12 protein-coding genes are annotated in these 15403 nt (G+C 33.4%); 11 read left to right on the top strand and 1 reads right to left on the bottom strand.

Features of this window, described 5'->3' with window-relative positions:
- Positions 1–500: 500 nt before the first annotated feature.
- From MKL35_RS11120 to MKL35_RS11080, 9 genes are all read left to right on the top strand, one after another.
- Complete coding sequence (locus MKL35_RS11120) at positions 501–1031, top strand: Csu type fimbrial protein (RefSeq protein WP_004700976.1); 531 nt, start codon at positions 501–503, stop codon at positions 1029–1031.
- Positions 1032–1122: 91 nt separating this feature from the next.
- Entirely contained in the window at positions 1123–1827 is a 705-nt protein-coding gene (locus MKL35_RS11115; protein ID WP_032010777.1) for a fimbrial biogenesis chaperone, read from the top strand.
- A gap of 9 nt (positions 1828–1836) precedes the next feature.
- The gene (locus tag MKL35_RS11110) at positions 1837–4296 is read left to right on the top strand and encodes a fimbria/pilus outer membrane usher protein (RefSeq protein ID WP_106479789.1); all 2460 of its coding nucleotides are present in this window, start codon (positions 1837–1839) and stop codon (positions 4294–4296) included.
- Entirely contained in the window at positions 4287–5306 is a 1020-nt protein-coding gene (locus tag MKL35_RS11105) for a Csu type fimbrial protein (protein WP_032011809.1), read from the top strand. The genes MKL35_RS11110 and MKL35_RS11105 overlap by 10 nt, the downstream gene beginning before the upstream one ends.
- Positions 5307–5467: 161 nt before the next feature.
- Positions 5468–6241: a DUF4882 family protein gene (locus tag MKL35_RS11100; RefSeq protein ID WP_032011808.1), complete on the top strand. Its 774-nt coding sequence runs from the start codon at positions 5468–5470 to the stop codon at positions 6239–6241.
- Positions 6242–6490: 249 nt separating this feature from the next.
- Complete coding sequence (locus tag MKL35_RS11095) at positions 6491–7177, top strand: glutathione S-transferase (RefSeq protein WP_106479788.1); 687 nt, start codon at positions 6491–6493, stop codon at positions 7175–7177.
- A 7-nt stretch (positions 7178–7184) separates the two neighbouring features.
- Positions 7185–7946 (top strand): SDR family NAD(P)-dependent oxidoreductase, encoded by a 762-nt coding sequence (locus MKL35_RS11090; protein ID WP_032011806.1) that lies wholly within the window; start codon positions 7185–7187, stop codon positions 7944–7946.
- A gap of 9 nt (positions 7947–7955) precedes the next feature.
- Positions 7956–8639 carry an SDR family NAD(P)-dependent oxidoreductase gene (locus MKL35_RS11085; protein ID WP_032011805.1) on the top strand — a complete coding sequence of 228 codons (684 nt, stop codon included), beginning with the start codon at positions 7956–7958 and terminating at the stop codon, positions 8637–8639.
- 78 nt (positions 8640–8717) lie between these two features.
- Positions 8718–9275: a chorismate mutase gene (locus MKL35_RS11080; protein WP_032011804.1), complete on the top strand. Its 558-nt coding sequence runs from the start codon at positions 8718–8720 to the stop codon at positions 9273–9275.
- Positions 9276–9303: 28 nt separating this feature from the next.
- Here MKL35_RS11080 and MKL35_RS11075 read toward each other — a convergent pair whose 3' ends face one another.
- Positions 9304–9789 carry an Lrp/AsnC family transcriptional regulator gene (locus MKL35_RS11075; RefSeq protein ID WP_031944456.1) on the bottom strand — a complete coding sequence of 162 codons (486 nt, stop codon included), beginning with the start codon at positions 9787–9789 and terminating at the stop codon, positions 9304–9306.
- 654 nt (positions 9790–10443) lie between these two features.
- Here MKL35_RS11075 and MKL35_RS11070 point away from each other — a divergent pair.
- Positions 10444–10782, top strand: coding sequence for a hypothetical protein (locus MKL35_RS11070; protein WP_032011802.1), 339 nt, complete (start codon positions 10444–10446; stop codon positions 10780–10782).
- A 332-nt stretch (positions 10783–11114) separates the two neighbouring features.
- On the top strand, positions 11115–15173 hold the full coding sequence (locus MKL35_RS11065; RefSeq protein WP_032011801.1) for an NACHT domain-containing protein: 4059 nt from the start codon (positions 11115–11117) through the stop codon (positions 15171–15173).
- Positions 15174–15403 lie beyond the last annotated feature (230 nt).

Here is a 15403-nt window from a genome sequence, read left to right as displayed (position 1 = left end):
AACAATACTTAATAAAGGTCTCGTATGAGGCCTTTATTTTGACCATTATTTTGTATTTTTAAACTATAAAGTTTTTTAATTAATATTAAATGTATTATTTAAATATATTAAAAAATAAAATACTTTAATTTTAAGTGAATTATTTGGTTAAAAAATTGATTTGTGTGACCAAGTTCAATAAAAATATAGATTGAAATATTTGGTTAAATTTTTACAGGTAAATATTGTTGAATCTCTTTTAAATTAATATAAATCAATTATTTGTAATTTTGTTATGTCTTTTTTTATAATTGGAAATTAAGTTTTATTAACAGTATTTTGTTAGTTGGAAATTAAAATAATAACAAACTCATGCATTTTAATTATTTTTATGTATGATATTTAAAAATAGGAATAAAAAATAAGCTTTAAAAGAGCAGTCAAATAAAAATGATTGTAAGGATAAGAGTTAATTTTTTTATATCTATTAATTCGACAATTTCATTCAAAAGGTTTTGACCATGAAAAAGACTTTTTTTTATTTATCAGCACTTGCTATAGCATTAATTTCTGTTAATGCAGCAAATGCCGCTACAGCAACGGGGACATTAACTGTTAAGGCGACAGTAACAAATAGTTGTGTCCTTAATACCTCTGCAACAGGTACCACAACAAATGCGGTTTTGGACTTTGGTACTTTAAGTTCTCTGACTAGTAATGTTGATGCAGATACCACAACGACAGGCGGTACAGCAATTAAAGTCCTTTGTAACAACACTGTGCCATGGACTTTGTCATTTGATGGTGGTCAAAATGTTTTATCCACTCAACGACGAATGATCGGTGGGGCAACAAGTAACGAATATATCCCTTATAACTTGTATTCAGATACAGGCCGCGGTACCGCGATTGGAATTGCTACAACAGCTTATAGTGGAACTGGTAGTGGTGCAGTACAAACAGTGAACGTGTATGGCCGTCTTCCTGCTGGTTCAGCTTTGCCAAGCGCTGGTAGCTATGTTGACACAGTAACTGTGACTGTGACTTATTAATTTTTTAAATAAGTTCTGTTCATTGTTGTCGCTAGCTCTTTTGTAAGAGCTAGCTCTAGCTTAATTTGAGAAAAGTAATTCTGGGCAAGTTATGAAAAAAAATATCTTTGTTGCTACAATTTTATTGTTATTTTTGCCTAGTGTGTTAAATGCTGCCTCAATACGTCTTTCTCCTGTGAATGTTGAAATATTGAGTGATCAATCTGCGTCCTCAATTAGTTTATATAATCAGTCGAACGAAAGTGCTGACTTACAAATACGTATATTTGAATGGACTCAGAATGCTGGACAAGATCAATTAATTCCAACAGATGATATTGCAATTAGTCCACCTTTCTTAAAATTAAAACCGAATGATTCTTATAATTTGCGTGTAGTCCGTATTAAGCCAGAACCAATTTCTGGTGAAAAAACTTATCGTATTATTCTTGATGAATTACCAAAACCTATCGATAGTCGTAAAGCATCTCAAGGTGTAAATGTATTACTTCGCTCATCATTACCTGTATTTGTAGTAAATAAAGATGCGATTACCCAACTGAACTGGAAAATTGATGCGAAGCAAAATGATACTTCCTTGAATATTAGTAATATTGGTAACAGACATGCACTTTTAAATGACTTAATTCTTGTAGATAACACAGAGAATAAAAGTTATCCGATTAAAGTAAATACCGTAAATGGTTATATTCTTTCCGGAAAATCAAAAAATTACTCAATTAATAATTTTACATATCAGCCAAATCACAAATACAGTATTTCTCTAACAGTTAATGGTAAAAAAACCACACTTTAAGAGGCTTATATGAAATATATTATAGGTGTCTTATGTGTCGCATATTTTCCAGCACATTTATTTGCTGAACAACTTTTAGATCATACAAACACTGCGGTTCCCAGTGTTCCTAAGTCTATAAGTAACGATAATAAATATATGCACGAAAAGACGGATGGACAAGAGCAAGAACATACTTTTACTCAGCTATTTTTAAATATTTCTATTAATTCAAATACCTCTGAAGACTTATTTTCTGTAAAACAATCTAAAGATGGAAAACTATATATTCGTTCTAGTGACCTAAAAGCCTTAAGACTGAAAATGGATGAACATATCCCTGACACCCAATGGGTATGTATTAATGAACTGAAAGGAATCCAGTTTAAGTATCTGGAAAATGAGCAGTCTCTAAACTTACAGGTTCCTGCGAGTATGCTGAGTGACTATTCTGTTGACTTAACTGGTCAACCGACTACAAACACCAACTTACTAAAAATGAAACCTTTAAATGCTGCAATTCTGAATTACAGCATGTATCACACCATTACTAATGATGAGAGTATTTTCTCAGGTTCGGCAGAAGGGATTTTTAACAGCGCGCTTGGTAATTTTTCATCAGGCGTTTTATACAACGGTAGTAATGAAAATAGTTATAGCCATGAGAAGTGGGTGCGCTTAGAGAGCAAGTGGCAATATGTAGATCCTGAAAAAGTCAGGATATATACCCTAGGGGATTTTATTTCTAATAGTTCTGACTGGGGCAGTAGTGTGCGTCTTGCTGGTTTGCAGTGGTCGAGTGCCTATACCCAACGTGGTGATATTGTCACCTCGGCATTACCACAGTTTTCCGGTTCAGCGGCGCTGCCTTCTACACTGGACTTATACGTTAACCAGCAAAAGATTTATTCAGGCCTTGTTCCTTCAGGTCCATTTGATGTTAAGCAGCTCCCGTTTATTTCAGGAAATGAAGTCACACTGGTCACCACCGATGCAACAGGTCAGCAAACCATTACTAAAAAACCTTACTACTTTTCATCGAAGATTCTGGCAAAAGGTATAAATGAGTTTTCAGTCGATGTTGGGGTTCCGCGTTATAACTACGGACTGTACTCAAACGATTATGATGATGCCACCTTTGCCTCTGGTGCAATTCGTTATGGTTATAGCAACTCACTGACTTTAAGTGGTGGTGCAGAAGCTTCCACAGATGGTCTTTCCAACTTGGGAACGGGCTTTGCCAAGAACCTGTTTGGTGTTGGGGTGATTAATGCCGATATTGCTGCAAGTCAGTATAAAGATGAAAATGGCTATTCGGCTCTGGTTGGTTTAGAAGGGCGAATTAGCAAGAACATTTCATTTAACACCAGCTACCGCAAAGTATTTGATAACTATTTTGACTTGGCACGGGTGTCTCAAATTCGATATTTAAAAGATAACCAGATTACTTCTGAGCCACAAAATTATTTGAACTACAGCGCGCTGGCAGACGAGATTATTAGGGCAGGGATTAATTATAACTTCTATCCGGGCTATAGCATTTATGTCGGTTATAACCAGATCAAATACAGTGATAACTCGTATAAGTTACTGTCTGCCAACTTAAGTGGAAGTTTGAACAAGAACTGGGGCTTTTATAGTTCAGCTTATAAAGACTATGAAAACCATAAGGACTATGGCATTTACTTTGCACTTCGCTATACACCATCTACCAGAGTCAATGCAATTTCTAGCTTATCTAGTGATAGTGGCAGATTGACTTATCGGCAAGAAGTATTTGTTTTATCGGAACCGCAAGTTGGTTCATTTGGATGGGGTGGTTATGTTGAACGGGATCAAGATGCACATGCTAACAATGCATCGGTCTATGGCTCTTATCGAGCACGAGCTGCGTACCTGACAGGTCGCTATAACAGAATTGGAGATAATGACCAAGTTGCACTTTCAGCGACAGGATCTTTAGTTGCAGCAGCAGGCCGTATATTTGCGGCGAATGAAATTGGAGATGGTTATGCTGTTGTCACCAATGCTGGACCGCAAAGCCAAATTTTAAATGGTGGGATAAATCTAGGAACAACGGACAAGTCTGGAAGGTTTCTTATACCAAGCCTTATGCCGTATAGAGAGAACCATATTTATTTAGATCCATCATATCTGCCTTTAAATTGGAATGTTAAATCTACAGATCAAAAAACAGTAGTAGGCTATCGCCAAGGGACTTTAGTCGACTTTGGTGCTCATCAGGTTATTTCAGGTTTGGTGAGAGTGGTTGATAAAAACAACTCACCATTATTACCGGGTTATAGCGTTCGAATTAATGGGCAACAAGATGCTGTAGTGGGCTATGACGGTGAAGTATTTGTTCCCAACCTATTACAACAAAACAAACTTGAAGTAGATCTTCTCGATCATGGTTCATGCCAAGTTAACTTCACTTATAACAGTAATCAGTACTCAACTAAGAAATTGGGACCTTATATATGTCATTAAATATTATGAATAAGGCTCAAATAGAGAGCTATAAAAAAATTTTCTTATATTTAAAATACTTTATAGGTATTTGCTTATTTTATCTCGTTTATGCATTTTTCAGTCCAACGCATGCTGCCTGTACGGTAGCTGGAACGACAAATAATACGTTTATTTACACAGCAGCAAATATTAATAGTGATGCAACTGTAAACTTTTCGGGAACAATTACTTGCACGAATGGAGGAATAATTCAGATCTCTCCATTTATGTGTATGAAGACAGTATTTACAGGAACAACCAGTGCGAATAATAGCGTATCGTTACCGTATACAGTCACTGCAACTGTAGGTGGAGCCGGTTCCTCTACCACTAACCAAACTTCCAATGTTTGGTATGGTCCAGTGGTAACCGTCGCTTCAAATAATATTCTTAGTTACTCGGTAAATGTGAAAGTACCAGCGCGAACAGGGTCGCTCATTGCATATCCTCAAGGAACCTATACAACTACGGTTCAACTGTTTTGGGATATGGATATTCTAGCGGCGTTATGTTTAGGGGATGTCATTAGTTGGAGTTCTGGAAATGTAACGTTAACAGCGAACTTTGTGGTACCGACGCTTTGCCAATTAAACTCAACCTCAAATGTCGATTTCGGCAATATTAATGATATTGGTATTACTAAGCGTGACTACACGACTCAAGGTGCTGTAAATACGACATGTAACTCTGGAACGCCATATTCGATTTATTTAGGGGATGGCAATAACCGTATAAGCGGAGGGTTCAGGCGTATGGCCAATAGTAATAATGAGTTTATTCCCTATCAGTTATACAAAGATGCTGCTTATAGTTCGGTGTGGGATGCTACAGGTGGAGTGAATAGCGTTGGGGGAACGGGAGGAGTATCTGGCACTGGAACAGGTAATGCTCAAACCACTACAGTTTATGGAAAAATTCCGCAAGGTACTACCATTGCAAGTAGACCCGGTAGCTACTCTGATAGTGTTGTTGTTACAGTGACTTATTAATTATTTCAGGCACTATTTCTTTAAAAGAGATAGTGCTTTATTAATTATAAGATTTAGTTTTTTAATTATTAGGAAGTAATAAATATGCCATTTATCTGATTTAGTTAAATTATTTATGTATTTATATATACTAAACGTTCAAATATAAAAAGGATAATGACGTGAAAAAGATAATTTTAGCAACAATAGTAGGTGTTTTGGGTATGAGTAACTCTTTTGCTGAATGTACCTATAACTTTGATGCAACATCTACACAGATACAGTCTTTGGGAAATAGTTCTGCACAGAAGTTTCCGACAATAAATGGAACTAAGTTTTCTTATAAAACATCTCAGCAAAATCAAATTTATATGGCATATAGCCAAGAATACTTATCTAGATTTATTGCAGCAAATGACTCGTCTGCCATGCTATATACTCGTGGTGACAAAGCAATACCTACCAGTGGAATACTGGCTTTTGAATATAAATTTAAAGTTCCAGAAATAAGTAATACGGGCTATCTAAATATTTTCCCAGCACTCGCAGCTGGTATTATGCAAAATGGTAAAGCTTTAAATATTATAGTTGCTTATCAACATGGACCTACGACTAATAATTTTTATATTCAGACAACTTCAAATGATAATACTTTAGTTTCTAATGGTTTTAGTTTACCTCTTGAAGCTACCACTGATGGTTATCAAAAAATTGGTATATATATAAATCAAAACTCTAATCAAGTTGGTTTAGTCTTTAATGGCATGAATAAAGGTTATTTTGCGACATTCCCATCTAAGTTAGATAATTTATATTATTCTTTAACCTCAAATCACATGGATTTAGCTGCGGTTGATATCAACAAAGATGTATCGATTGAGTTTTTAATTGATCATTCCAAAATGACTCAAACTTACCCAACAGGGACTAAAGATATTTGTGGTGTTGCTTTATAAGAAAAATATCAAGGCTATGTATCTTAGTTTTTTAGGGTACATAGCTTTGCAAAAGTCTATAAATTAAAAGGTAACGTAAATACTTAAAGCTGTTTTTTAATCATAATAAAAATCAAATAATTCTTAGTTTTCGGAACTTGGCCGTCATCAAAAATGGTTTGACTTAAAAAGCTATTCTGTATATTTATTTTTTAGTTCCAAAAAAGAACTAGTCAGTAAAACAGACAATTAAAAAATAAAGGTGAATAAATGTCGGATATTATTTTGCACCAGTGGGAAATTTCTCCATTTTGTCAAAAAATTTCAAGGGCTTTGAAATTTAAGGGAATTTCATTTAATACAGTGAACTATAACGGTATTCTTGGTGCTAAAGTTCCTTTGCTGAGTAAAGTGGGTAAAGTCCCCGTTATTGATGATAAAGGACAACGTATACAAGACAGTACCCGTATTGCTCGTTATTTAGATGAAGCCTATCCAGATACACCGCGACTTTATCCTGAAGATCCAAATCAGAAGGCACTTGCCGAACTGTGGGAAGACTGGGCAGATGAGTCTCTTTATTTTTATGAAGTGTATTTAAGGGTAAATGACTCGGAAGCTTTAGAAGAAGCCATCCGTATTAGTAGCATTGGGCGCCCAGCGTATGAAAAGCCAATGGTAAAAGCTTTTATTTTAGCCGAATTAAAAACACAGCTTTTCTTTCAAGGTTTGGGCCGAATGAAAGCTGAAAATGTTGAAGCAGAGTTTATTAAACACTTAGATCGTATTGAGCAGGTGTTATCTCAAAGTGAATGGTTGGTTGGAGATAACCAAACGATTGCAGACATTGCTGTGGTTGCTCAACTTGGTGAAGTCGTTCGAACAAGTAAAAAGTTTAGTAAAGAAATTTTGAATCGTCCGTTTATTGCTTTATGGTATAAAAAACAAACAGGGTGAAACGACTATGTCATTAGAACCACCGAGTAAAACACGAGATTGTGCAGTTGTTATTGGTGTCGGGGCTTCACAGGGGATCGGAGCAGCCGTTTGTCATCGTTTTGCAAAAGAAGGATTAAAAGTTTACGTTGCTGGGCGAACTTTCCAGAAAATTGAAGCAGTCGCTGCCGAAATTCATACAAAAGGCGGTGAGGCAACCGCATTTCGTTTAGATGCTGAAGATATACATCAAGTACAAGCCTTATTTGACACCATTACTAGTCAAAACGAACGTATTACTGCTGTTATTCATAATGTGGGAGGAAATATTCCCTCAATTTTTTTACGTAGTCCACTCTCATTTTTCAATCAAATGTGGCAATCCACATTTTTATCGGCTTATTTGGTTTCTCAAAGTAGTCTCAGAATTTTTAAAGAACAAAAACACGGTACGCTTATTTTTACTGGGGCGAGTGCTTCATTACGTGGAAAGCCCTTTTTCGCTGCTTTTACGATGGGCAAATCTGCCTTACGAGCTTATGCATTAAATTTAGCTCAACTATATAAAACTCAAGGTATTCATATTGCGCATGTCATTATTGATGGAATGGTTGATGGGGATAGAGTGAATAAGGCTTTATTTGGTCTAGGTCGTTTAGCGCGTCTTACACGTGGGACGGGCGGGCTTAATCTTAATGCAATAGCAGAAAACTATTGGATGCTTTACCTACAAAGTCCTGAACTCTGGACACATGAGTTAGATTTACGCCCATACCAAGAAAAATTTTGAGAGACTTATATGCTAAAAACAATATTTCAGAAGTTTCAAAAAAAGCAGGGCTGTGCAGTGGTTGCAGGCCATGATTTAGAACTACCTGATCAAAGTTTTGTAATTTTAGATAAACACAGCCAATCTCCATTACACGTTTATCAAGTCGTACATGATGCAATTGTTCAGAACATACAAGTTAGCTCTGTAAATGATGGCATAACAAGTGTTCGCTTAAACTTGGTAAATACTAAGCATTTAAAAAGTCTGCTGAAATATATAACAGAGCATCGCCATACCATTGAGTTATGCGTCTTTCAGCCAAATTTTTCATCTGCGCCAAATATTGAATCTTTATCTTTAGAAGAAATTGAGCACAGTTGGCAGACTACAGGTTTAAGTGCAGTGAGCGTGTCGCAATTAGTGCTGAAACCCATGCTCAAGCAGCAGCGGGGTACAGTTATTTTTCTTGGAGCACCATCTCATAGTTCACCTCACCACGATATATTAAGCCAAAGTATGTTTGCGGGTATTCGTGCGTTATCGCAGTCATTGGCAAGAGAGTTTCAGCCCAAAGGCATACATGTGACGTATTGCATGGTAGAAAAATGGGATGGACAAAACCCGCACTTTATTTCATCTGTAAAACAAGTGTGCCAGCACATCTATCACCAACCTGACTCTGCATGGAGCCAAGAACTTAGCATATCATGAGATTTTACTTTCGAGGGTTCTTAAAATAGAGTACTGCTTTGGAATGACAGCACAACAATAATTTCGATAGGTACTTAAATGTTAAATATTAAGAACGCTCAACAAACGGTTAAAGTAGCGACTACAGTTGCAGCTTTGATGTGCTTTTCTTCATTGGCGCAAGCATATCAATATGATCAAACCGCGCGTTTAGTTAACGAGCGTTTATCTTATATGAAAGATGTCGCAGGCTATAAAGCAGAGCAGCATTTACCGATTGAAGATTTAGCTCAAGAAAAGAAAGTACTTGACCAATCACTTTCTGAGGCCGAATCTTTTGGACTGAATAGCGAAATGGTAAAGCCGTTTATAGTGACACAAATGAATGTAGCCAAAGCTATTCAGTACCGATATAGAGCAGATTGGTTGTCTAGCCCTGAAACCAACTGGAAGCCTCAGGACTTAAGCGAAGTGCGTTTAAAAATTAGTTCTTTAAACACCGAACTTTTAAAAAATATTGCCTATGAACTTAAGAAAAATAATAACAAGGCACCGCATGGCTGTAGCTATATGTGGCCAGTTCAGCACCCTCAGCTAAAAGAAGCCGACAAGAAGGCTTTATGTGCAACATTGAATAAAATCAAATTAAAACAATGAAGCACCTAAAGTGGCTTATATAAGTCAATTATTCAATCAACATTAAGTCGGCAGTATTAGCAGATTTAAGTGGTCGTAAAGCAAAGGTTGAACGCGTGTGCCGAATACCTTTAATCGAATAGAGCTTTTTACGTAAAAAGCGTTCGTAATGTTCGGCATCTTTTACGGCCACTTTCACCAAGTAATCATAGTCACCCGTAACTAAATGCGCCTCGACCACTTCAGGAATATCTGCCAAAGCTTCACTAAAGTTTTCTAGCATTTCGTCGTCGTGGCGTTCTAGCGTAATTTCAATAAAGAATAACTCGTGAATGCCAATCGCTTTTGGGTTTACGTTTACCGTATAGCCTTCAATAATTTTTAGAGTTTCTAAACGTTTGAGTCGAGTCCAGCAGGGCGAAGATGAAAGCCCAACTTCTTCGGCGAGCTGTGCAACTGTTAAGCGGCCATTTCCACGAAGGGCAGATAATATTTTCCGATCTATGCGATCTAGTGTGTATTCTGTGCTGTTCAAAATATAAACCAAAGAAGATTCTTCTGTTAATTTTTAATATACGTGATTTTTATGCTGAGATCATTTAAAAAAACTGAAAATACAGTCAACATTTTAAGTGAGACAGCCATACACTATTTCTATGCATCGGACTCTACTGGATAGGAGTTGTGATGGAGCAAAGAGCACTGTTTCAGTAAGGGTGACTAAACAGTGCTCTTTGCGGATCTTATAAAAATTTAAATATGCGTATTTTTTGCTTCGAAAATTGCTTTAAAAAAAACTTTCACATATATCTTAGTTTTATTTAAAAAATCTATTTGCATGTCTATCGCATACTCTTTCAAAAGACTAAATGAACTGATTTAATGAAGTTAATTCTCATTTTATTTTATAGCTATTCTTATATAGCTTTATAATCTCTTTTATTAAGCTTAATAGAATGCCTAGCTAACTAGAATAAAGATTTAATTTAACTAATAAAGATAATTATAAAAACTTATATCAATTATCCATTAAAAATTAATCCCACATTTTTATTAAGGTGATGAAATATTCAAAAGATAAGAGGATTTATCTAACTTTCTTATTATTAATAGACACTTATAAACAATTATTATTTAATACACCTGCAACATTGCCACTTATACTTTTAATAATTTTATCGGGGAAATAATGCGTAATTTTTTAGTAACAGCTTTCACTTTATTGGTAGGTACATCAGTTTATGCTGCTCAAGAGCCTAAAACTTATATACAGCGAACGACTTGCGAGAGAACAGTACAACTACATGGTTTTTTAAGCCGTGCTCAACTTGATTGTAATTATCACTATACTTCACAAGAATTAGTTCATGAATCTGACAAATGTACCAAACATGAACTAGGTGAAAAGTATGGTAAAGAAGTTATGAGATTAGGTATGGACCAATTTGAAGCACGCAAACGTGAAGATATGAAAGGTCAATTATGTAGCACGGTTTTAAAAGAGTTTCCAAACTATATTAGAAAATAAAATGGAATCTTAAAAAGCCTCTGTAGGCAAGCCGATAAAATGGATTTTATTATTCATTTTATCGGTGTATCACAATATATAACTAACAGTTAAATTAGAGAATATACATCAAGGAGCTGCCCAATTGTATGCATTGGACTTTACTGAATAGGAGTTATGATGAATCCGAGTTCACTGTTTCAGTAAGAGTGACCAGATAGCGTTCTTAGTGAGTCTTAAAAGTAGTTATAGAAAAATAATTACTTATAAAACTGTCAACTTAGAAATTTTTGTAATAGACACGTAACTAATTTCATTGTAAAACAATATCGTTAAATTATATTTTTTTTGAAATGGCTTTAAATTTTTACTTACCAAGAAAACTTCATAATGATGAGAAGGAATTTACTGAAGCAGAAGTTATAGCTTCTTTTAAAATAATAATCATTTTAGCTGAGCCTGGGGCAGGCAAGACATCTTTGCTAGAAAGTTTTTCTGAGCAGTTAAATGCTAAAAAAAATACCGCAAATGTATTCTTAAAAAAGAGTATATTAGAAAAAAAATCGGCTTTAATTATAGATGCATTAGATGAGTTAGTTAGAGTTGATCAATCAGCAATTTATGAATTATTAGGAAAAGCGGCAGATATAGCACCTTCTACTTTAATTTTATCAAGTAGATCTAGTGAGTGGGAACAAGCTTATAGTTATCAAATAAAAGAATTTTTTGAATTTGAACCAGAAATTTTCCGTTTATATCCTTTCAGTGAGTCAGAGCAGCAAGAAATTTTTGAAAATTATAAACCCGATGAAGATTTTGAAAAGTTTCAACAGGAAATTAATAAATATAATCTAAATCCATTGTTACCCAATCCTCAATTTTTAAAACTTCTTGCAGATGCATATATTCAAAGTAACTATTCTTTTCCTGACAGAAAGTCTATATTTAGTCAAGCATTTAAAGGCTTAGCGCAGGAAAAAAATATAGCATTTAGCTTTAGAAATGATTTAAATCAAAAAGCAAAAATAGAACTAGCTGAAGAAATATTTGCAAAAATTATTTTATCTGGTGCAGAAGGTATAAGCACAAATGATAGTGGATTAGATCATCTTTATCCACGTATTGATTCATTGCTAAAATTAGATTCAGATCAATACTTATCATTGATATCCACTAGGCTTTTCAAACTATCCGATAATGAAAACCAGCATATACCTATACATAAAATTGTTATGGAATATGGGGCGGCTAACTATCTAATTAATAAGATAAATTCCTATAGGAATAATATTTCACTTCGTCAATGCCTATCAATTATTGCTCCTAACGGGATTGTAAGAGACGAACTGAGAGGTTTAGTTGGCTGGATGGCTGCATTAGGTGATAAATATATTCAAGAGAGTCTAATAGATATAGATCCATATGCTGTTATAGCAAATGGTGATCCATCTCAATTGTTATCCTCATCGAAGAAGTATTTATTACAAAAGTTAATGGTCTTAGTTGAAGAAGATCCTTTCTTCAGACGTAATGATATGTGGAGGAGTTTTAGTATAGTTAATTTTTTTGATGATAAATCGATATTTATCATACAAAAAATTTTATCGGTAGATGAAGAAAAAAATCATTTAAGAGGTTTAATACTTGAACTGTTGGAAAAATCAATAATACTTAAATCAATATGTGCTGATTTAGAAAAAATAGTATTAAATGAAAATATTGATAAATATATAAGAGATTTAGCCTGTGCAAGACTAACAGAAATAGAAAATTATGATGCTTCTATAGTTTTAGAGAGCCTTATAAAAATAAGAAATAATTCTTCTTTAAATATTGCATCACATATTATGGAAAAAATAGGTATAAGTGAAGTTTCTTATAATTTAGTTTTAGATTTTTTTATGGCATGTACCTCTTTATATCCAAAAGATAATAATCCTGATAGAAAACTTATAATTGGTGAAAGATATTTTATTAGGCAGGTTGTTTCTAATATTAATTATGAACTAATTGTTGATATAATTAACGATTTAACTGTAAAAATTCAATGTGATTGCAAGAAAGAGTTTATTGAATGTTATTGTAGAGAGGGAGTAAGTAAAGTAGTAGGGATACTTTTGGATCGATATTTTGAATTAGAACAGAAGAATCATGATCCAGAAATAATTTGGAAGTGGTTGAAAAATCTTAATTTTCATAATAGTAAGAATGAGAAAGATAGTGTTGCTGTAAAGGTATTACAAGAAAAAGATGAATTGAGGCAAGGTATTTTTAAGGCTGCTTTTACACAGAATAATGGCCAAGATAAAAATCATGAAATTACTAGATTTAATTTAATTTCTTTTAGACATGCTGGACTTAGATTTAAATTAGATGATTATTATTTTATATTGGACTTAGCATTTGAAGAAAATAATTGTTATTTATGGGGCTATTTTGCTCCTACTCATCAGTTTTATAACTCTTATGAAAGTAAAATGAATTATAAAATTAGACAGTATGCAAAAAAACAAGCTCATAAAAATAATGATTTTCTAAGAGTTTGGACTCAGAAAAATATACAATCAATTAAGCAATATAAAAGTAATAAAAAACTTATAAATGGAAGACGTATAAAAAATGGAAAACTAAAACAACAAATATTAAGAAATAATAAGATTCAATATATTGAAAATAATCAGGAACTAATTGAAAGAGTAGGGAATTTTTCATGCTTGTATGACTTAGCAAGATATACCTTATATTGGCCTGATAGAATTGAAGCAGAATTTGGAAATTGTCAAATTATCAAAACGATACTTAAAAATTGTATAAGTTATATTGAACCATATATTATTGATTTGAAAAGAGATAAAAAAATAAATTTTGGTTCGCCTGCTTATAATTGTGAGGTCGTTTTATATGCTTCATGTCTAGAAATCTTTAGGGAAACTGGTAATCTAAAAGAAATTAATCATGAATTATTGGAAATATTACGCCTTAATTTTGATGAAAAGCACCCTATAATAGATAGAGATGAAATTAAATTTTTTAAAAATGAAGTAGATAGACTATTATTTACTGATATAGCAAAAAAAGATAAATTCATAAAAGACTATATTGAGCCTCAATTTTATTTTAGTTCAACTCAAAAAATGAAATTAAATTGGTTAAAGTACGATGACCAGTTTAAATCTTTCCGAGAGGTGTTACCTTTAGACTGGATGCATACATATCCTCAAATGAATATAGAAAACTTGGAGGCAGTTTTCAGCTTATGCGTTAAATTCTGTGATCAAGAAAAAATTAGGGAACTTGTTTTGCAGAAATGTTTTCAAATAAAATCAGAATTATCAAAAGAATGTGAAAATTATAATTTCTTAAATGATAAAGCAAATTTTTGGTTTATTAGAGCTTTCTTTTTTCTTGATGAAGCTGAGATAGAGTTTTATTGGAAATATTTAAAAGAGCAAGAAGATACTATCTTTCAGCTAAATAATAGAATAGATAGCTTTTACAATAGCAATGATTCTTTATGGCCTGTATTAACACCTTTAAAAATTTGGATGATTTTAGATCACTTTGTTGAAATTTGGCCAAAAGTAGAATTATCAGATACTTTTGGAACAATTAATACTTCAAGTGAGACTGCCTATAGATTTTTAAAAAGTTTAATATGGAAGCTTTCACAAAAAAAATCAAAAGATGCTTTATTAATTGTAAATAAGTTAATTTTGGATAAAAGATTTGTGGATATGTGGGCTGAGTTAAAAAGTATTCGTTCTACATTGATTCGTGCAATTAATTTATTAAATTTTGAAGCACCTGCACCTGAATTAATTGTAAATTTTCTCGATAATGATGAGTTAGCTACAGTAGAAAGTATGAGGTCTTTGATTATTGAAGAGCTTGAAAGATTTCAAAATGATCTAAAGGGCAGTGAAACTACTTCAAAAGATATCTTTTATAACAAACAATATATTAATAATAAATTTTCAGAGAAAAGAAGATTGAATGAGATTGAAGCTACATTACGTGTTGCAGATAGATTAAGATTACGCCTTGAAAATAAAGGAATAACCGTAAATGTTGAACATCAACTCAAAGATTCTAATCGTTGTGATATAACATTTACTAAAATAATTGATAATAAAAGAAAACTTTTAGTATTAGAATCCAAAGGTCAATGGCATGAAGATTTATATAATGCTGCTTCAACTCAACTTTTCCAAAAATATTCGATTCATCCTGATGCAGAACAACAAGGTATTTACTTTGTATTATGGTTTGGTGCAAATGAGAAAATTGCAAATAAAGTAAATCATAATATTGAAACAGCATCTCATCTTAGGGAAGTACTTGAAACGAAATTACCTGTTGAGTTAAAGGGTATGATCGATATATTTGTACTGGATGTTTCTTTAATAAACTAATGAGAAAGTATTAAGAATTTTATTAGCAGAATTATAATCTAATGAAAAACAAAAAATTATTTATCCATTTTCTAGCCAATATCACATTGACACCCCAAATCTCTCCGATTATCCTTTGCCTGCTGGCCTACATTGCCAGTCGACTTTGACAGGTCGCCATCATCTAGAACATCAAGAAAGTAATTTTTTGGTGTTGAACTCGTTCGTCTCCCTTCGTAGCGGTAGGACGG

Origin of the sequence: Acinetobacter sp. AOR41_HL (genome assembly GCF_027854645.1) — a bacterium.
In the GTDB taxonomy this organism is placed as follows: Bacteria; Pseudomonadota; Gammaproteobacteria; order Pseudomonadales; family Moraxellaceae; genus Acinetobacter; species Acinetobacter nosocomialis.
Note: the sequence above shows the minus strand (reverse complement) of the source record. Positions and strands in the feature narration are given on the sequence as shown.